This is a genomic window from Rhizobium glycinendophyticum (assembly GCF_006443685.1).
Taxonomy (GTDB): domain Bacteria; phylum Pseudomonadota; class Alphaproteobacteria; order Rhizobiales; family Rhizobiaceae; genus Allorhizobium; species Allorhizobium glycinendophyticum.
This window is the reverse complement of sequence record NZ_VFYP01000004.1, coordinates 50,061-69,241: the sequence shown is the minus strand read 5'-3', so window position 1 is coordinate 69,241 and position 19,181 is coordinate 50,061. Positions and strand designations below refer to the sequence as shown.

The 19,181-nt window shown below is 60.1% G+C and carries 15 protein-coding genes and 2 pseudogenes; 2 read left to right on the top strand and 15 right to left on the bottom strand.

Going from position 1 to position 19,181, the window contains the following annotated elements:
* Positions 1-134: 134 nt before the first annotated feature.
* A pseudogene (locus tag FJQ55_RS23915) lies at positions 135-1,219 on the top strand (NAD-dependent epimerase/dehydratase family protein).
* Between the two features lie 35 nt (positions 1,220-1,254).
* Here the strand turns inward: FJQ55_RS23915 and FJQ55_RS19410 are convergent.
* The 8 genes and pseudogenes from FJQ55_RS19410 to FJQ55_RS19375 all read right to left on the bottom strand — a co-directional run.
* Positions 1,255-1,755: pseudogene (locus FJQ55_RS19410) on the bottom strand (helix-turn-helix domain-containing protein); the annotation flags it as partial.
* A 21-nt stretch (positions 1,756-1,776) separates the two neighbouring features.
* The gene (locus FJQ55_RS19405) at positions 1,777-3,429 is read right to left on the bottom strand and encodes a dihydroxyacetone kinase subunit DhaK (RefSeq protein WP_140831068.1); all 1,653 of its coding nucleotides are present in this window, start codon (positions 3,427-3,429) and stop codon (positions 1,777-1,779) included.
* A gap of 11 nt (positions 3,430-3,440) precedes the next feature.
* The gene (locus tag FJQ55_RS19400; protein ID WP_140831066.1) at positions 3,441-4,436 is read right to left on the bottom strand and encodes an ABC transporter ATP-binding protein; all 996 of its coding nucleotides are present in this window, start codon (positions 4,434-4,436) and stop codon (positions 3,441-3,443) included.
* A complete protein-coding gene (locus FJQ55_RS19395; protein ID WP_140831064.1) occupies positions 4,429-5,526 on the bottom strand; it encodes an ABC transporter ATP-binding protein in 1,098 nt (365 codons plus the stop codon). The genes FJQ55_RS19400 and FJQ55_RS19395 overlap by 8 nt, the downstream gene beginning before the upstream one ends.
* A gap of 3 nt (positions 5,527-5,529) precedes the next feature.
* Positions 5,530-5,718 carry a hypothetical protein gene (locus tag FJQ55_RS19390; RefSeq protein WP_140831062.1) on the bottom strand — a complete coding sequence of 63 codons (189 nt, stop codon included), beginning with the start codon at positions 5,716-5,718 and terminating at the stop codon, positions 5,530-5,532.
* On the bottom strand, positions 5,715-6,659 hold the full coding sequence (locus tag FJQ55_RS19385) for a carbohydrate ABC transporter permease (protein ID WP_140831060.1): 945 nt from the start codon (positions 6,657-6,659) through the stop codon (positions 5,715-5,717). The genes FJQ55_RS19390 and FJQ55_RS19385 overlap by 4 nt, the downstream gene beginning before the upstream one ends.
* Positions 6,656-7,603 carry a carbohydrate ABC transporter permease gene (locus tag FJQ55_RS19380; RefSeq protein WP_140831058.1) on the bottom strand — a complete coding sequence of 316 codons (948 nt, stop codon included), beginning with the start codon at positions 7,601-7,603 and terminating at the stop codon, positions 6,656-6,658. The genes FJQ55_RS19385 and FJQ55_RS19380 overlap by 4 nt, the downstream gene beginning before the upstream one ends.
* A 210-nt stretch (positions 7,604-7,813) precedes the next feature.
* Entirely contained in the window at positions 7,814-9,100 is a 1,287-nt protein-coding gene (locus tag FJQ55_RS19375) for an ABC transporter substrate-binding protein (protein WP_246085216.1), read from the bottom strand.
* Positions 9,101-9,414: 314 nt separating this feature from the next.
* Here FJQ55_RS19375 and FJQ55_RS19370 point away from each other — a divergent pair, with 314 nt between their 5' ends.
* Complete coding sequence (locus FJQ55_RS19370) at positions 9,415-10,437, top strand: LacI family DNA-binding transcriptional regulator (protein ID WP_140831053.1); 1,023 nt, start codon at positions 9,415-9,417, stop codon at positions 10,435-10,437.
* 15 nt (positions 10,438-10,452) lie between these two features.
* Here the strand turns inward: FJQ55_RS19370 and FJQ55_RS19365 are convergent, their stop codons facing one another.
* The 7 genes from FJQ55_RS19365 to FJQ55_RS19335 form a co-directional block, all read right to left on the bottom strand.
* The gene (locus FJQ55_RS19365; RefSeq protein WP_140831051.1) at positions 10,453-11,520 is read right to left on the bottom strand and encodes an ABC transporter ATP-binding protein; all 1,068 of its coding nucleotides are present in this window, start codon (positions 11,518-11,520) and stop codon (positions 10,453-10,455) included.
* A gap of 14 nt (positions 11,521-11,534) precedes the next feature.
* Positions 11,535-12,368, bottom strand: a complete 834-nt coding sequence (locus FJQ55_RS19360) for a carbohydrate ABC transporter permease (RefSeq protein ID WP_140831049.1) — start codon at positions 12,366-12,368, stop codon at positions 11,535-11,537.
* A gap of 4 nt (positions 12,369-12,372) precedes the next feature.
* The gene (locus tag FJQ55_RS19355; RefSeq protein WP_140831047.1) at positions 12,373-13,296 is read right to left on the bottom strand and encodes a carbohydrate ABC transporter permease; all 924 of its coding nucleotides are present in this window, start codon (positions 13,294-13,296) and stop codon (positions 12,373-12,375) included.
* A gap of 70 nt (positions 13,297-13,366) precedes the next feature.
* Complete coding sequence (locus FJQ55_RS19350; RefSeq protein WP_140831045.1) at positions 13,367-14,626, bottom strand: ABC transporter substrate-binding protein; 1,260 nt, start codon at positions 14,624-14,626, stop codon at positions 13,367-13,369.
* 42 nt (positions 14,627-14,668) lie between these two features.
* Positions 14,669-15,841 (bottom strand): PLP-dependent transferase, encoded by a 1,173-nt coding sequence (locus tag FJQ55_RS19345; RefSeq protein WP_140831043.1) that lies wholly within the window; start codon positions 15,839-15,841, stop codon positions 14,669-14,671.
* A complete protein-coding gene (locus FJQ55_RS19340; RefSeq protein ID WP_425467560.1) occupies positions 15,838-16,542 on the bottom strand; it encodes a FadR/GntR family transcriptional regulator in 705 nt (234 codons plus the stop codon). The genes FJQ55_RS19345 and FJQ55_RS19340 overlap by 4 nt, the downstream gene beginning before the upstream one ends.
* Positions 16,543-16,791: 249 nt before the next feature.
* A complete protein-coding gene (locus FJQ55_RS19335; protein ID WP_140831039.1) occupies positions 16,792-19,101 on the bottom strand; it encodes a bifunctional diguanylate cyclase/phosphodiesterase in 2,310 nt (769 codons plus the stop codon).
* Positions 19,102-19,181 lie beyond the last annotated feature (80 nt).

The window sequence follows — 19,181 nt, the reverse complement described above, 5'->3', positions numbered from 1 at the left end:
CGGCATTAAGTCAATGATGAAGTCATTGATGATGACATTGATGAAAAAGATGCAGCAGCAGCAGGAACCTTCGTTCCCTGCTCCGGTTCGGCCCTCTGATACCACACCTGTTTTCCGTGTTTCAGAGGGTTACCATGACAAGAATTTTAGTGACTGGCGGCCGCGGTTTCATCGGCCGTCACGTGACGGAAGAACTTCTCGAAAATGGCTATGACGTGCGTGTTCTCGACGCGCTCTCGAGCAGGTGCATGGCGATACGGAAGCGGTGTTACCAGATGAAGTCGAGGTTCTGCGCGGCGATGTGCGTGACCGGGAGGTCATAGAAGAAGCGCTCGACGGCGTAGATGGCGTGGTGCATCTGGCTGCCGAAGTCGGTGTCGGCCAGTCGATGTACGAAATCGCCCGCTATGTCGGCGCCAATGATCTGGGCACGGCTGTCCTGCTTGAGGCGATGATCGGGAAGCCGATCAAGAAACTCGTCGTTGCCTCCTCGATGAGCGTCTATGGCGAGGGTCGGTATGAGGCTGCCGATGGGCAAAGCCTCGGTCTCGTCCGTCGCCGCGCCGAGCATGTGAAGGCCGGTCAATGGGACCTGAAATCTGCCGATGGCCAGCCGCTCGTGCCCGTGCCGACGGATGAAGAAAAGCCGGTCGACCTCTCCTCGATCTATGCTCTCACAAAATATTCGCAGGAACGCCAGTGCCTGATCTTTGCCGAAGCCTACGGCGTCGAGGCGGTGGCCCTGAGGCTCTTCAATGTCTTCGGCGCGGGTCAGGCGCTTTCCAATCCCTATACCGGGGTGCTCGCAAATTTTGCCGCCCGTCTGTCCAATGGGCAGCGGCCGATGATTGCCCGTCTCGTGATCGAGCGCGGCAAGGACCCGAAGGCGATCGATTTCGCCAATCAGATGCTGCGCGATCATGAAAAGGCCTCAGCCGGCCTTATCGAAGCGGCAAAGGCCGACAATGTCGCCCTTACACCCAAAATGAGCGACGAGCACCGTCAGCAGCTGGATGCGCTGAAGGGCGCAGCCGAGGCCGACTTCGACCAGGCCTATTTCTCGACCCAGATCACGGCTCATGAAAATGCGATCGCGTTGATCGAGGCCTATGCGAAAGACGGCGAGGCCGGCGCGCTCAAGGCCCATGCGGAAAGCGTGCTGGGAACCATCCGGACGCATGCGATGCGGGCACATGATCTGCAGACTGCGGGGAACTGAGGCCGACGGCGCGTTCGGAACGTAAAGCCCGGCGGTCAGCTCTTCGCCGCGACACTCGAATACATTCCGGTCGTGCGGAACTCCGTGGGGCTTGCACCGAAATGGCGCCTGAACACCTTGGCGAAGTAATTGGGATCTTCGAAACCGGACAGGATCGACACTTCCTTGACGGACATCTGAACCTCTCTGGTTAAGAGTTTGGTCGCCCTTTGCAAGCGCTTTTGCAGGACGAACTCTGCCGGTGGCATGCCTTCGCTGGCAGCAAAGACGCGGGAGAAATGGGCACGGCTGAGGCCTGATACCTCCGCCAGCTTTTCGACCGGCAGCGGCTGCTGCAGATTGGAATTGATGTGGTCGATCACATGTTGCATCGCACGGAACTCTTGGCTGACGACCGGATGCGAGCCAAATACGTCGTCGTAAAGAAGCATCGCCGCCTCGTAGGCGATCGCAGAAGCGCTACCGGGGGCGTCAGCTCCACCCTCGAGCAGGCGGCGCGAGCAATCAGCGAGCCCTTCAATCGTTTCCGGTTTCAGGTTGTGCCGTGTCGCACTGCATCACTCTGCGGCTTTTCCCTGCGATCCGCCATGGCGGCGCGCGAGGAACTCGAAGAGACGCGCGACTGCCTCTGCACCTGGATCGACGTGTCCTTCAAGCTGTTGGGCATTGATATATGCTGCCCGCCCGGCTCGAGCCTTGACGTAGGTAGCGGTGAGGTCAGCGCCGGCGCGGGCAGCGCTTGCCGCTGCCGCGAAACCCTTGTCGTAGGCGTCAAGTGCAGGCGAGAGTGCATCGATCATCGTGCGGTCGCCGAGTTTTGCGCCGCCGATTTCCTGCATGCGGGTAAGGCCAGCGTTCAGTGCATCGCGCATTCCGAGCCCGCTTGAGGCTCCATCGCCCGCCGCAGCAAAGAAGATGGCGAGCAAGACACCTGACGAACCGCCCATGGTCTGACTAAGCTCCTGCCCCATGGCGCGCAGGAGTTGTGTGTGATCGGCCAAAGGCAGGCGGTCAAGGGCTTCGATCAGGGCGCGTGCGGCACTTGCCAAGGTCGAGCCGGTGTCGCCGTCGCCGGATTTGGCGTCGAGCGCGTTCAGGTCCTTTTCAGCCTCGATCAGGAGCTTGCAGCATTCGGTGAGGAATTGGCGGGTCGGCAAATGCTCGGAGGCGAGCGGCGCAATCGGGGTCAGGCCATCGGGCAGAGCGATGATGTTGACCGGTCGGATGGCCGAGACGCCCGGCCAGGCTGCGAGCCCGACGGGCTTGGCCAGCAGGTCGAGATCGGCCTTTTCCGCCGGCATGACCGAAATCGAAAAGCCGTGCATGTCGAGCGAGGTCATCATCGGTGCCGGTCCGACGATATGGGCGATGCGCGCGCCGATCGGGGACTGCACCAGTTCGTTGACGACGACGGCCATTTCCAGGACGGAAGTGCCGCCCAAGTTGTTCAAGAGAACGACATGCGGCTTATCCTCCATGCCAGCGGCAAGTTTTTCCGTCATGGCGGCCACGGCGCCCCGGACGCCGTCATAGTCGATCTGCTCGACACCGGCTTCGCCATGAATGCCAAGACCGAGTTCGGCGCGGCCGGGCGGGATGCGGGCTTCCTTCGGGGAGCCCGGCACGGTGCAGGTGTCGAGCGAGATGCCGATCGAGCGGGTATTGGCGATGACCCGCCGGGCGGTGTCGATGACGGCATCGAGGCTTGCGCCGTTTTCCGCCATCGCACCGGCGATCTTGTGCACGAAAAGCGTGCCTGCGACGCCGCGCGACTGCGGCAGATCGGGAAGGGCGATGTCGTCGTCGACGATCACCATGCCGACATTGAGCCCGAAGGCACGGGCACGCTCGGCCGCGAGGCCAAAGTTCAGGCGGTCGCCCGTGTAATTCTTGACGATTAGCAGGCAGCCCAGCGGGCCGGTCACCGCAAGGATGGCGGCGAGGATCGCATCGACGCTCGGCGAGGCGAAGACATCGCCACAGACGGCAGCCGTCAGCATGCCGCGTCCGACGAAGCCGGCATGGGCCGGCTCATGGCCCGATCCGCCGCCCGAGACGATCGCCACCTTCGATTTGTCCCAGTCGGATCGCACCACAACGCGGATATGGGGATAGCCGTCGAGACGGCTCAAGGCTCCTGCCGAGGCCATGAGCACGCCGTCGATCGCTTCGGTGACGGCATTTTCCCTGCTGTTGAGGAATTGAGACATGAGACCCTCCCTTAGACGAGACGCTGTCCGGCCGCGTCGAAATAAAGCGGCTCGTGCGGCTGGATTTTGATGGTGTCGCCGCCCTTGAGGGCGGTATGGGCATCGGTGACGGTGATGATCGGGTGGTCCCCGACGATCAGATGAAGGCGCGTCTGATCACCAAGATGCTCGACCCGGATTACCTTCGCTTCCTGGCCTTCTCCCTGGCGAATGTGCTCGGGCCGAAGCCCGATTGAATGGGCTCTGGCGGGTGTTCCGGGGAAGAGATGTGCGGGCAGGACGTTGATGCGCGGCTGGCCGAGACGGGTCGCGGCATAGATGCTGACCGGGGCTTCGTAGATCTCGCGCGGGGATCCGAACTGCACCAGGCGCCCTTCCTTGAGCACGCCGACATGGGTCGCCATGGTCATCGCCTCGATCTGGTCATGGGTCACATAGAGGAAAGTGGCCGCGGACCGGGCCTGGATGTTCTTCAGTTCAACGCGAAGATCAGCACGAAGTTTCGCGTCGAGCGAGCTCAGAGGCTCATCCATGAGATAGATCTGCGGATTGCGGACCAGCGCCCGGCCGATCGACACGCGCTGCATCTCGCCACCCGAAAGGGCAGTTGCCCTGTTGTCGAGCTTGTGAGCGATCTGCAGGACATCGGCAATGGCTTTCACCTTCTGATCGATCACCGCCTGCGGCGTGCGGAGCAATGGTGATTGCAGCGGAAATTCGAGATTCTGCCGCACCGTCATATGCGGGTAGAGGGAATATTGCTGAAAGACCATCGCGACATTGCGCTGTGCGGGTGTCAGCCCGGTCATCGACTGACCACCAATCCGGATGTCGCCGCTGTCCTGTGTTTCGAGGCCGGAAACCAGGCGCAACAGCGTAGTTTTTCCGGCGCCGGTCGGGCCGAGGAGCACGACGAAGGAGCCGTCTGGGACGGTCATCGTCACGTCGTCGAGCGCATGGGCTGCGCCAAACGATTTGCCTATGCTGGAGATGACGACTTCAGCCACGGGTGAGGACTCCTTCATTGGCTTCGGACACGAGGGCCCGCCCGCTCTTCGCGTCGAACAGGGTGAGGGAGCGGCGATCGAATTCAAGCCCGACTGCGGCATCCGCCCGTATGGCATGGCTCGATGCCGTCCGCGCCTTGATCTCTCCGTGGGCGGTTTCGATCGTGACGATCTGCGTGGTCCCGAGATATTCCACGGCGGCCACCCGTCCGCGAAGACCTGCAGCATCCGAGAGGCGGACATGTTCCGGCCTGACACCTAGGGTCAACGCCCCCTTGCGGCCTTCGCGGGACATCGGAACTTCGATGCGGGTTCCGCCGATCGTCACCACATTGCCCCCCTCGTCGATGGCGCCGTCGAATTCCAGGAAGGACATGGGCGGCGAGCCGATGAACTTTGCCACGAACTTGGTCGCCGGCCAGTCGTAGATCTGCTGCGGTTTTCCGAACTGCTCAATGACGCCATGGTTCATGACGACGATCTTGTCGCCCATCTGCATGGCTTCCAGCTGGTCGTGGGTGACGTAGACGGTGGTCGCGCCCATGCGGTCATGCAGCGCGCGCAACTCCTCTGCCATGTGCTCACGGAACTCCGCATCGAGCGCGCCGAGCGGCTCGTCCATGAAGAAGGCCTTGGGCTCGCGTACGATCGCACGGCCAAGGGCGACACGCTGGCGGTCGCCGCCTGAGAGACCGCCGACCGGTTTGTCGAGAATGGACTCGATCTGCAGGATGCGGGCAACCTCCGCCACGCGACGCTCGACGTCGGAGCGGGAGAAGCCCTGGCTGACCAGCGGATAGGAGATGTTCTTTCGCACGTTCATGTGCGGATAGAGCGCAAACATCTGGAAGACGAAGGCAATGTCGCGCTCGCTTGCGCGCTTCATGCCCACCTCTTCGCCGCCGATATAGATCTCGCCACTTGTCGGCAGTTCGAGGCCTGCCATCATGCGCAGCGTCGTCGTCTTGCCGCAGCCGGAGGGCCCAAGCAGCATGAAGAACTCACCGTCCTCGACGGTGAAGGTGGAGGACTTCACCGCATTGAAGGCTCCGAAGTCCTTGCGCAGGTTTTGAACGCGAATCTGAGCCATCACTTACTCCGGAAAATGACTGACGACGATGAACATGACGGTTCCGATCAGCGTCACCGGAAAGGAGAGGGTAAAGAGCGTCAGCGACAATGGCTGCATCAGCATGACAACACCAAGTGCAATGAACGCCGAAGCGAGCAGCTCCCATTCGGACCGGCGGAACCGGCTGAGGCGGGCAAGAAAGTTCATCATTTGCGCACGGCTCCGAAGGTGATGCCGCGCAGCAGATGCTTGCGCAACAGCACGGTGAAGATGACGACGGGCAAGAGGAACAGGGTCGCAGCCGCCGCCACGGCCGGCCAGTCGATGCCGCCGCCGACAGACAGGATGGTCGGGATGAAGGGCGGCGCCGTCTGGGCATTGCCGCTCGTCAGCAGGACCGCGAAGGCATATTCGTTCCAGGCAAAGATCAGGCAGAAGATCGCGGTCGAGGCGATGCCCGTTGCCGCCTGCGGCAGCACCACTTTGTAGAACGCCTGGAAGCGGGTGTAGCCGTCGATGAGTGCCGCCTCCTCATATTCGCGCGGGATTTCGTCGATGAAGCCCTTGAGCAGCCAGACCGACAGCGACAGGTTGACCGCCGTATAAAGCAGGATCATGCCGAGATGGGTGTCCGAGAGACCGAGCTGGCGGAACATCAGGTAGATCGGGATGGCAACCGCGATCGGCGGCATCATGCGGGTCGAGAGGATGAAGAACAGGAGGTCGTCCTTGAGCGGCACCCTGAAGCGGCTGAAAGCATATGCGGCGAGCGTTCCGAGGAAGATCGACAAGAATGTCGAGCCGAAGCCTATGATGACCGAGTTCAGGAAGCGTTGCCCAAAGCGCGACGGACCCGAGATGATCATGCCTCTTTCGCGGGTGATCTTGTCATACCAGGTGGTCGGTGGCGGCAGCTTGGCGAGGTCTGCCGCCGAGGGGCGCGACTGCGTCGTGAAGAGGTTGACATAGCCTTCGAGTGTCGGCTGAAAGACGACCTTCGGCGGATAGCTGATCGAGTCCGGGCCGGATTTGAAGCTCGTCGAAATGATCCACAGCAGCGGGATCAGCGTGATCACCGCGTAAAGTCCGACGAGGATGCCGGCCAACCACTTGGAGGCGGTCGACGGTTCGGTGACGGAATGGGCGCTCATCGTTCTTTCACCTTGTTCAGGGCCTTCACATAGATGGAGGCGAGACCGAAGACCGTGACGAAGAGGACGATCGCGTAGGCACTGGAATAGCCGGTGCGCCATTTTTCAAAGGCCTCACGCTTGAGGTCGATCGAGGCGAGCAGCGTTTCGTCCCCCGGCCCGCCGCCGGTCAGAAGGACCACGAGGTCGAACATGCGGAAGTTCTCGATGCCGCGAAAAAGGACCGCGAGCATCAGGAACGGCAGCGCCATCGGGAGCGTGATCGTCCAGAACTGCCGCCACTTCGATGCGCGGTCGACTTCCGCTGCCTCATAGATGTAGTCGGGAATGGAGCGCAGGCCGGCCAGGCAGATTAGCATGACGAAGGGCGTCCACATCCAGGTGTCGACGATGACGATCGCCCAGCGTGCCCAGCCGCCCGGGCCGAGCATCGAGAAGCTGTCGGCGGGAATGCCGGTCAGGAATTCGACGGCATAGTTCACCAGGCCGATCTGCGGCTGATAGAGGAAGGTCCAGAAATTGCCGACGACGGCGGGCGAGAGCATCATCGGGATGACGATCAGCGTCGTCACCAGATCGTTGCCCTTGAACTTGCGGTTGATCAGCCATGCCAGGGTGAAGCCGATCAGCACCTGAAAGATGATCGTCCAGATGAGGAAATGGGCAGTCGTCTGCATGTTCGCCCAGGTATCCGCGTCAGTCAGGATGCGCTCATAGTTGCGCAAGCCGACCCATTTGACCTCGGCGTTGGGCTTGTTCGCGGCGAAGTTCGTAAACGACAGCCGGATCGTCCAGATCAACGGGAAAATGTTGACCGAGAGCAGCAGGAAGATCGTCGGGGCAACAAAGATCCAGGCAATGGCTCGGTCGCTCAATCCACGGATGCGTTTCGCAACCGGTTGTGGCGTCGCGCGGGCGAGGCGGTCTGCAGGGGTATCGGTCATCGTCCGGATCCGTGTGGCGTTTTTAAAGGGCAGCCGCACACTGTGCCTTGCCTTAAGGCAACGAGGCAGGGTTCGGGTTGTGCCGGCATATGTTGTCAACGATATGTGCCGGCGGCGAGGCTGGCTTTGGGGGCTCTCCCGGACTTGCCGGGAGAGCGATTGAGGGAATGGCCTCCAAACTCCAGGTCCGGGAGCCTTGCACTTCGCGTGTCAGAGCTTGCCTTCGTCCTCGAAGGTTTCCGTCCAGTCGGAAATCAGGCCGTCCAGCGCTTCCTTCGCGGTGCCATTGCCAGCGACGACATAGTCGTGGAACCGCTTCTGCGAGGCCTGGAGGAGCGTCGCATAGGACGGCTCGGCCCAGAAGTCCTTCACGATCGCCATGCTGTCGAGGAAGGTTTGCGCATAGGGCTGGCTTTTGGCGAAGTTCGGGTCTTCGACCACGGCGCGAAGGCAGGAGAAGCCGCCCTTCGACCACCACTTGTCCTGTACATCCTTCTGGGCAAACCATTTGATGTAGGCCAGTGCGCCGTCCATGTTGTCGGTATTGGCGACGACTGAAATACCTTGACCGCCGAGCTGGGCGAACTTTTCGCCGCCGGGGCCTGCGGGATTGACGAGGTAGCCGGTCTTGCCGCCGCCGACATTCGGATCCGCCTCGAAGCCCGGCCAGGTGAAGGCGAAGTTCATCTGCAGGGCGACCTGGCCCGACTTATAGGCGTCGATGCCTTCGCCCATATAGGTGTTGGAGGTGCCCGGAGCGACGCAGCAATCATAGAGCGCCTTGTAGAATTCGAGGCCCTTCACGGCGCCCTCCGAATTGACGAAGCCTTCCATCTCGTAGGGTTTGTCCGGGTTGTCGTACTTGAAGCCGTAGCTGTAGAGCACGTCCATCACGCCCATGGTGATGCCTTCCGAGCCGCGCTCGGTATAGATCGAGGCGCCGTAGACGGTCTTGCCGTCGATCTCGCGGCCCTGGAAGAATTCGGCAACCTGCTTCAACTCGTCGAAGGTCGCCGGCGGCGTCAGGTCGCGACCGTACTTTTCCTTGAAGGCGGTCTGGATTTCCGGGCGTTCGAACCAGTCCTTGCGGTAGGTCCAGCCGACAACGTCGCCGAAAGCCGGAAGAGACCAGTAGTTCGGGGTGTTCTTCGGCCATTCCGAATAGCCCGTGACGGTCGCCGGTACGAAGGCATCCATCGTGATGCCTTCCTTGTCGAAGAAGTCGTTGAGCTTCACATACCAGCCGTTCTCGGCCGCGCCGCCGATCCACTGGCTGTCGCCGATCATCAGGTCGCAAAGCTTGCCGCCTGAATTGAGTTCATTGAGCATGCGGTCGGCGAAGTTCGGCCACGGCACGAATTCGAATTTCATCTTGATGCCGGACGAAGCCTCAAAGTCCTTGCTCAGTTCGACCAGCGCGTTTGCCGGATCCCAGGCGGCCCAGCAGAGCGTCAGTTCCTTGTCATCGGCATGAGCCATCATCGTGCCGAGCCCCATCGAACAGGCGATCGTTCCGGCAGCAAGCAGGCCTTTCACGCAAAGCGATTTCATCATGTCATCCTCCCAGCGCCGTCCGGTCTCCAACGGATGGCGAAACGCCCTGACGGGCTCCATGCCGGCTCCGGACCCTCATCCCTGGCCGGCCTCCTCCAGCGGAACGGGATACGTTAACACATCTCCCGAACCGAGATGGAGGCTAATTGATGTGCGCACCTCAATGCAAGCAGTTTTTGAGGTGCGCACATCAATTCTTGCGTTTTACCTCGTTTTGAAGGAAAGGTCTGTAAGACTGAAATGATCAGGAAGCCTTCATGCGTCCCACCGCGAAAGATCTGGCCGAGGCAGCAGGTGTCAGCCTCGCAACCGTCGATCGTGTCTTGAACGATCGGCCGAACGTCAGCCCGAAGGCTGCCCGGCTGGTGAATGACGCGATCGAGCGGATCGGCTTCGTTCGCAATCCTGCCGCCGTCAGCCTTGCGCGGAATAAGGTCTACCGCTTCCTCTTCCTGCTCCCGGACAGTGGTGACCTTTACCTCAGGGAATTGCTGCGCCACGTGGAGGAATTGACGCGTGCGCTCAAGGGCGACTTGACCGAGATCTCATGCCGCCAGATCAAGACCGATGATGCGCATGGGCTCGCAAAACTTCTATCGGGCCTCGACAAGGAGACGGTCGACGGCGTTGCCGTGATGGCGCCTGAATCGCCCCAGGTGCGCGACGCCATGGCCCGACTTCTTCAGCGCAACATCAAGGTGGTTCAATTCCTGTCCGGCCAAGAGAAGCTGCCCGAGGCCGACTTTGTCGGCGTCGACAACTTTGCGGCCGGTCAGACCGCAGGCAAGTTGATGGGGATGCTTGCGGGACCCCAGCCGGGAAAGGTCATGGTCATTGCAGAGACGATGCAGTCGCTCGACAGCATTCAGCGTCGTCTGGGTTTCGATCAAGTGATCAACCGTTCCTTCCCGCATCTGAGCTGTCTGCCGTCGATTGAAACCCATGCCGATGAGGCGCGCACGCGTCAGGTGGTGGCCCGCGTGCTCGCCGGCAATCGCGACGTTTCAGGGATCTATGTGCTGAGTGCGGAGGCGCGCACGCCGATGCTTGCTGCGGCCGAAAACGTGGAATTGGGAGGTATCGCCGTGGTCGTGCATGAGCGAACGCCCTTTACCGAACAGGCGCTGCGCGACGACCTGATCGATGCCGTGATTGCCCAGGATCCGGGCCATGCGGTGCGCAGCGCAATTCGCATCATGCGTGCGCGCTCGGACGCCCGCGAACCGCTCGCCGCCCAGGAGAAGATCCGCATCGAGATCCTGCTCAAGGAAAATCTTTGAGCGCCGTGGCGACCGTCAGTCGACCCTTCGCCCCTCGCTGTCAAAGAGGTGAAGCCGCTCCTTTGGAAAATCGACGCGGATCGTCGTGCTGACGTTCAGCACGCTCCGATCGAGGGTAAAAATCTTGAATGGCAGGCCATGAACAGAGAGATGCAGGATGATGCCGAAGCCCGTCGGCTCGACCAGTTCCACGCCGGCTTCAATGGCACCGGTCGGCGAAATCACGACATGTTCGGGACGAATGCCGAGCGTCACCTTGCTCTGGTTTGCAAGGGTATTGCGCGGCTCGACTGAAACGGCTGTTCCATTGGCAAAGCGGACGGAGGTGCTTTCCTTCTCCACCACATAGGTGCCTTCAAGGAAGTTCATCCCCGGCGAGCCGATAAAGCCTGCGACAAAGAGATTGGCTGGACGGTCGTAAAGGTCGAGTGGTGCACCAACCTGCTGAACCACGCCGCCATGCATGGCAACGATCCGGTCGGCAAGTGTCATGGCCTCGATCTGGTCGTGGGTGACGTAGATCGAAGTCGCGCCCAGCTCCTTGTGCAGCTTCTTGATCTCCGCCCGCATCTGTTCGCGTAGGCGCGCGTCCAGGTTGGACAACGGCTCGTCAAAAAGGAAGGCCTTGGGCTGGCGGACGATCGCGCGGCCCATGGCGACGCGCTGGCGCTGGCCGCCGGAAAGAGCCTTGGGGCGGCGTTGCAAAAGCGCGTCGAGGCCGAGCTTGGAAGAGGCGCCGGCGACGATCTCCCCGATCCTCTCCTTTTTCGTCTTCCTGAGCCTCAGGCTGTAGCTCATGTTGTCGGCGACCGTCATATGCGGATAGAGCGCATAGGATTGGAAGACCATGGCAATGTCGCGATCCTTTGGCGGCAGGTCGTTCACCCGTCTGCCCTCGATGGATATCTCGCCCGATGTCACGTCTTCGAGGCCGGCAATCATGCGCAAAAGGGTCGACTTGCCGCAGCCGGAGGGGCCGACCAGGACAATAAACTCGCCGTCGCGAATGGTGAGGTTGACGCCATGCAGCACCGGGAAATGGCCGTAGCTCTTGCGGATGGCGGAGATATCGATGGAAGCCATGGGGTTGATACCTTTCAGCCTTTGACCGCGCCGGCCGTCAGGCCCTGCACGAGATAGCGCTGGATGAGGAGGAAGAAGAGGCAGGCCGGGATGAGGGCCAGCACGCCGGCCGCCATCATCTGCCCGAAATTGACCGAGAATTTCGACACGAAAGACAACAGGCCGACTGGGAAGGTGGCGGCGTCATTGCCCGAAATCAGCATCAGGGCGAAGAGCAGCTCCGACCAGGCGGCGGTAAAGACGAAGCCGAGCGTCGCGGCGATGCCGGGCAGCGTCAGCGGCAGGATGATCTGCCGGAATGCGACGAACTGGGTTGCCCCGTCGATCATCGCCGCCTCCTCGAGATCCTTCGGGATGCCGTCGAAGAAGGACTGCATCAGGAAGGTGGCGAAGGGCACGTTGAAGGCGGAATAGACGACGACGAGGCCGGTCAGGCTGTTCGTCAGGCCAAGCGGCGAAAGGATCTTGAAGATCGGCGCTACCAGCATGACCAGCGGAAACATCTGGGTCAAAAGCATCAGCGCCACGATCCAGTATTTGGCGCGGAAATTGAAGCGGGACAGAGCGTAACCGGAGAGCGAGGCGATGATCGTGACGACGAAGGCGGTAGACCCGGCAACGACAAGGCTGTTCTTGAAGAAGGTCGGGAAAGCGCTGTGTGAAATCACGTAACTGAAATGCTCGAAGGTCGTGCGCGAGGGCCACATCCGCACACCTTCGCTGTAGAGGAGGTCGTTGGGTGTGACCGCGACTTTCAGCAGCCAGTAGAGCGGGAAGAGGGCGACGACGATGTAGGCGAGGATCGCCAGTCGGTGCGCGGCGGTCAGGGCGATGCGGGAGGGCCTCATGCGCTCAATCCTTGTTCAACAGCGTCTGCCGAAGCAGCACGATCAGCATGGAATAGGCGAGCAGCAGGACGAGCAGCACCAGCGCAATCGCCGAGGCATAGCCGAAATCCAGCCGCTTGAAGGCCTGGGTGAAGATGTAGGAGGCGACGATCTGGGTGCGGTCTGCGGGGCCGCCATTGGTCATGACGATGATGAGGTCAGCGAAGTTGGAGATCCAGACGGTGCGCAGCAGAACGGTGATTGCAATGGTCGGGGCGAGGAATGGCAGCGTGATCGACCAGAAGCGCTGGACTGGGCCGGCGCCATCGATGGAGGCTGCTTCATAGAGATCACGTGGAATGGCCTGGAGTGCTGCAAGCAGCGTGATGGCGAAGAAGGGAATACCCCACCAGACATTGGCAACGATCGGTCCCCACATGGCGAGGTTTGGGTCGGACAGGATGTTGTTCGGTTCGCTCAGGATACCCATGGCGAAAAGCCAGTGGGGCAGGGGGCCTATGACGGGATTGAACAGCCAGGCCCAGTTGAGGCCCGCGAGGAAACTCGGTACGGCCCAGGGCAGGAAGACCAGTGCCTGGGCAAGGCCTCGGCCGTAAAATGGCTTGTCGAGCAGCAGGGCGAGGATCAGGCCGAATGTGAATTGCAGCAAAACGGATGCGCCGGTCCACCAGAGCGTGTTCTTCAGCGCCCGGTAAAAATCGGCATCCTTGCCGAGGGCGCGGAAATGGTCGAGACCGATGAAGCCGCCGGAAAAGGGATTGAGAAGCTGGATATCGCGGAAGGCATAGGAAATGCCGAGCACCAGCGGCACCAGCATGACCGCAACGATCAGGATCAGCGCCGGGGCACTGTAGAGATAAGGATCCGACGCATCGGCCATGCGCTTGATGAGCGTGCGCCGATCACCCCGGTGAAGGGTCGATGTCATCGTTCAGGCTTTCATCTGTTTGTGCTTGACCGACCGGGCGAAGCGCCGAGGCTCCGCCCGGTCGTTCAGCTCACTTCTTGGCCAGGTGCTTCTGCTGAGCCTTGGTCAGGTACTCCGCCCACTGGTCGGCCAGTTCCTGCGGGGTGATGTCGCCGAGCAGCGCCTGCTGCGAGGTCTTGATCACGAGCGAATCCTTGAAGAAGGCAAACTCTTCCAGATGCGTCGGCATCACGGTCGGGACGGCATCCTTGTCGGAAAGTTCCTCAAACCAGCCCTTGAACTGCGGGCTCGCATAGAAAGGGTCGTTCTCGGCGGACTTGAGTGCGGGAAGCGCACCGGTTCGCTTGTTCCACGCAATATTGCCTTCCTTGCCTTCAAGCGTTGCGATCAGCTTCCAGGACAAATCCTTGTTGGCACTGGCCGACATCATCGACCAGCCGGCGTAACCAATGGTCGGGAAGGTCTTGCCGTCGGGACCCTTCGGCATGGTCATGACGCCATAGTCGTCTTCGCCCATGTGTTCGGCAATCGCGATGAGGGCATCCGGATCCTGGTCGAGGAAGGCGCAGGTGCCGCTGTAGAAGCCGGCAACGATCTCGTTGAAGCCCCAGTTGACCGAATCTTTCGGGGCGTAACCGTTCTTGTAGAGGTCGATCAGCCAGGTGAGGCCCTTGACCCAGCCTTCGGAGTTGAAGGTCGAGGTGCCGTCTTCGGTGAAGAAGGCGTTCGAGCCGGCCATAGAGGCGCCGAACATGACCCAGCCGTTCAGGCCGCCCGGGCCGCCACGCAGGCAGTAGCCATATTTGCCGGGCAGAGCCGAAACCTTCTTGGAGGCTTCAGCGAAGTCTTCCATCGTCTTCGGCGGTTCGGAGACGCCGGCTTCGGCGAGCAGCTTCTTGTTGTAGAACATGGCCCGGAGATAGAAGCCGTAAGGCAGCATATAGGCCGTGTCCTTGACGTCGCGGCCGAGCTCGAGCGCGCGGTCGGAAAGATCAGCCGTCTGGTCCCAGGTCTTCAGATAGGGCTCGAGGTTCTCGACGATGCCATTGTTGGCATAGAGCGACAGCCAGGTATCGGGCATTTCCATGACGTCGGGAATTTCGCCGGCCGAGACCATGGTGGCGAATTTCTGGAAGGCCTCGCCCCAGGGCAACGAGATGATCTCGACCTTGGTGCCGGGGTTTTCCGTCTCGAATTTCGAGACGATCGACTTCAGGGTTTCGGTGCGTTCGGGGCTCGTGATCACTTCCACGAGCTTGAGCGTGGTGTCGGCCAGGGCCGTCCCCGCCATCAGGGCGCTCATCAAGGCTGCTGTCAAAAGGGTTTTCATTATACAGTTCCTCCACTGTTTTTTGGATTGGTTCGACAGGGCTCAGGGCTGTTTGGCGGCGGCGATGGCCGTCTCCAGATCCCTCCACAAGACCTCGGTTCCCTCGAGGCCGACATGGAGGCGCACGGACCGCGGGTTCATGCCGAAGGCATGCGCGGAATTCGGTTGGGCTTTCTGCTGCAGCACGACCTCGCCCGGCACCACGAGACTTTCGTGGCCACCCCAGCTGACGCCGAGCTTGAAAAGCTGCAGCTTGTCGCAGAAGACCCTGATATCGACACCTCCGCGGAAGACGAAGGAGAAGAGGCCAGATGTGCCGGAAAGGCCCGGGGGCAATTGGTTGGCGAGCCCTGGATGGTTGACTTGCTCGACCACGTCGAGCGCCTTCAGCCGCCGAGCAATGTCGAGAGCCGAGGCCTCATGCGCCTTCATACGCATCGGAAGCGTGCGCAACCCCCGGATCAAAAGCCAGGCATCGAATGGCGACATCTTGCCGCCGAGATAAGGCGAGGCCTCGCCGCGGATGCGATCGATCAGCGTCTTCGATCCGGTGACGACGCCAGCGACGACATCGCTGTGGCCGCCGAGATATTTCGAGGCCGAATGCAGGACGATATCGACTCCGAGTGCCAGAGGCTGCTGGAAGATCGGGCTTGCCCAGCTGTTGTCGATCACGCTGACCGCGCCGTGTTTCCTGGCGATGGCCGCAAGGGCAGCCACGTCGTGCGGCTCCATGATCCAGCTGGTCGGGCTTTCCAGATAAAGCAGCTTGGCGCCGGCCATGGCCGCGTCCACCGCATCGAGATCGGTGCCGTCGACATAGGTCACGTCGACCTTCATCCGCTTCAACAGCGTGCCGAACAGACGGAAGGCATCGGGATAGAGATGGCGGACCGCGACGATACGATCGCCAGGTTCGACAAAGGTGATGACCGTGGAGGAGATCGCAGCCATCCCGCTGCCGAAACCAAGTGCATCCTCGCCGCCTTCGAGCTTGGCCAGCATTTCTTCAAAATGGCGGACCGTCGGATTAAGGCCGCGCGAATAGACGGGACGATTGCGCTCGCCACGATAGGTGGCGACCATTTCGTCGTAGGTCTCGAACGTGAAGAGCGAGGTCTGCACGATCGGCGGCACGACTGCCTCGAACGCATTGGTCTCGTCATGGGCAACGATGAGAGAGGCGAGCTCGAACGGATCAGAGCCGTTGATCATTTGGACATTTCCTTGATGTCTTCCTCAACGATGTCGAGGATCTTGATGGTCTCGCGCCGCGCTGCCTCGGTGTCCTGGGCCACGATCGCGTTGAACAGGGTGCGGTGATAGGGAAAGGACCGACGGGCGAAGTCCGGCCGGTCAAAGGGCGTGTCCCAGAAGCTCTCGAATGCCTCGCGCATCTGTTCGAGAAGCTGGCGGAAGAGCGGATTGTGCGTGGCGTCGTAGATGGCGAGGTGGAAGACGAGGTCTTCCTTGCCGGCCGTTCCTTTTTCCAGATGGACCCGTTCCATCTCATCCAGCGCCTCGCTGATATGGCGAAGGTCTTCCTTGGTGCGACGGCGGGCGGCAGCCATGCAGGCTTCGCATTCGATGCCGCGACGAACCTCGAGCGTCTGCAACAGGGCATCTCTGAGGCTGCCCATGTTGACGGAGAGCGGCATATGGATCGTGGCCGAAGTGATTGGCTTCAAGAGATAGGTGCCGCTGCCCTTGCGCGTTTCCATGACGCCGAGCGCCTGGAACTGGCGGATGACCTCGCGGATCGTCGAGCGTCCGACGCCGAGCGCCGCCATCAACTCTCGCTCGGCCGGCAACCGGTCTCCGGCCACGAGCGCCGACTGCTGGATGTAGTCCGCCAGCGAATCCGTCACCTGTCGGCCACGATCTGCAGGGGGGAGGGGAGTAAGGGTCGACTTCATCATCGTCTCAAATTGGTCTGACATCATATCAATCAGCAGGAATGTAGATTGTCAACGGGAGTCAAAGATGATGTGGGAGAGATCTCGGCGCATCTTTTTTGGCTCAGCCGTCAAGATCAGGCCTGGCAAGTTAGTCCTTGGGCAGCTATGAACTAAGTGGCTATTGGTGTTACGGCGAGGACCGGAATTCGGTAGGGCGGGTAGCGGTGCTACCTGATAGATCGTTGAAGGTGAGGTTTTGCCACTTGCTCAAACCTTACGCAGTCTCTCACTTCCGTTGGAAGATCGGATGAAGGCGCGGAAATCATGCTCAGTCATAGGCTTGGAATAAAGATAGCCTTGAAGGTGTGTGCATCCTGCCACGCGTAGGAAATCGCGCTGTCCGAATGTCTCCACTCCCTCGGCTGTCGTCGATGTTCCAAGGCTACGGCTTAACGATAGCACAGCGGACACAATTGCTGCTCCTTCCGCTTTGGTGCCGAGGAGTTTGACAAATGACTTGTCGATTTTTATGCGGTCAATGTTGAACTGGACAAGGTGGCTTAGAGACGAATAACCGGTGCCGAAATCATCCAGGGCAATGCGAACACCCACAGAGCGAAGGCGCTTTAGTGACTTCTTCATTGCTCTATCTGCTTTGAATAGAGCTGCTTCCGTGAGTTCAAGCTCAAGGCGGGCTGGGTTCAGCCGATGGGTCTCCAAGATGGACAGCACGTCCTGCGCAAAATGGGGATTTTTAAGTTGCGACGGCGAGACGTTGACCGAGATGGTCATGGTGTCTGGCCAAGTCATTGCTGCGCGAAGAGCGCGACTGAGAACAAAGCGACCCAGCCTGTCCATCAGCCCAAGTTCTTCAAGGAGGGGTATGAAAACGTCTGGCGACAATAAGCCCCGTTGAGGATGGCGCCATCTGACCAAAGCTTCCGCACCCGCCAGATCTTCGGTTCGATCCCCACCGTGGATACTCTGGAAGAAAACCTCTAATTCCTCGAGCTCGTGACCAAGACCCGGCGTGCCATGCAGATCGTGCACTATCTCGTGCTCCTGGAAGATCCGGTTCAGATCAGCTTTTAGTCTTTCTCGCTCAATTGCCCCCTCATCAAAGGCACCATCATAGAGAACAGCGCGGTTTTTCCCCGCGCCTTTGGCAACGTATAGCGCGACATCTGCCCTGCGCAGCCATTCCGAGATGTTTACAGTCTGTCCATCGAGGATGGCCAGTCCCGCCGAACATCCGATACGTACTGCGATCGAGCTATTGCCCAAGTTGTAGGGAGCCCCGATCAGTTCGACAATATGGACGCAAAGGCTTATCGCATCTTCGATTGAAGTTCCTCTTTCGATCAAGAGAGCGAATTCGTCGCCTCCGATGCGGGCAAGAAAATGCGAGGAGCCTATTGCTATCTTCATTCGTGTCACGGCCGCTTGCAAAAGCTGATCGCCGACAGCATGACCGAAAGTGTCGTTCACTTCTTTGAAATGATCGAGATCGAGAAGCGCCAGGGCCTGCCCCTTGTCAGAGCTGGTAACCTGCTGGCGACAATCCTCAAGCCGTGCATTGAAAAAGGCACGGTTGGGAAGGTCCGTGAGCGCGTCATGAAGTGAGAGATGTCGGGCTGTTTCCTCACTCTCGCTGAGTCTTCGCAGGCTCGAACGCAGACGAAACATCAGCGCGAGGAAGAGAGCCGCGATGATCAGCCCGCAGCCAGAAAGTACCGGGATCAACCTACCGACAACTCGAGAACCCGGTAGTTCAGGTGCCCATATTATAAAACCGATAGGGTCATCCGTCGCCGTCGCGTTGATCTGAAACGCGATTTCGTTTGGATCCTGATCCGATGCTCGCGAATAGCGCGCGCCCGCAAGTCCTTGCTCCTTGCTCAGCTCCTGGAGTGCAGCTCCATCCAGGAACCGGAATGCGACCAGATAGAGACCACTCTCCCCTGGACGTTGGGCAATGTCCTTATGCTCCACCATGGATATCGGAATTGCGCCCGCAATAGAGGGTCTCCCTTCTAGCTTCATCAGCCCGATCTTTGCCGAAGGTTTTCCATTCCTGACAAAGAGGGAGAGGGAATCCGGTAGGGCCGTCTCCCTACGAAGCAAAGGCATTAGCAAAGGTTTAAGCCAACGATAGCGTTTGTCGTTGTCGGCGTCTCTTGGCACAACAAGCTCACCATTCGCGTTGACCACGAAAGCGGCGTCATAGCGAAACACCGATGTTGCAATTCGTCCAAATGTTGCTGCCGACCACGTCGCGCGCGCAAGATCCAGCGGGGCTTTCTGCCCGGGACCGCTGTTCAAAAATGAAGAAAAGCCGACGGACATCAATTCGATTTCATGAGCCGCCTGATCCATCTGGGCCTGCAGGCGGTCATTCACCAGGCGTCGCTGGCGTTCTTGTGCGACAGCGTCGCTTTCTGTTGCAGCCCAAAACGCCGCCAGAAAGACAAGCCCAAGCACGGCAAGACCGCTCAATGTCAGGAGGATGAGCGTAATCTTGTAGGTTGCCCAGCGCGATGGTCGGTTCGAAGACGCAATTGACAAGTGTACGCTCACAGATCTCCTCCCGCCCTACATCGTTATGAACGACACGAATTACCAAATGCTTTTCAAGAAGAGGCAAACTTAGCCAATTC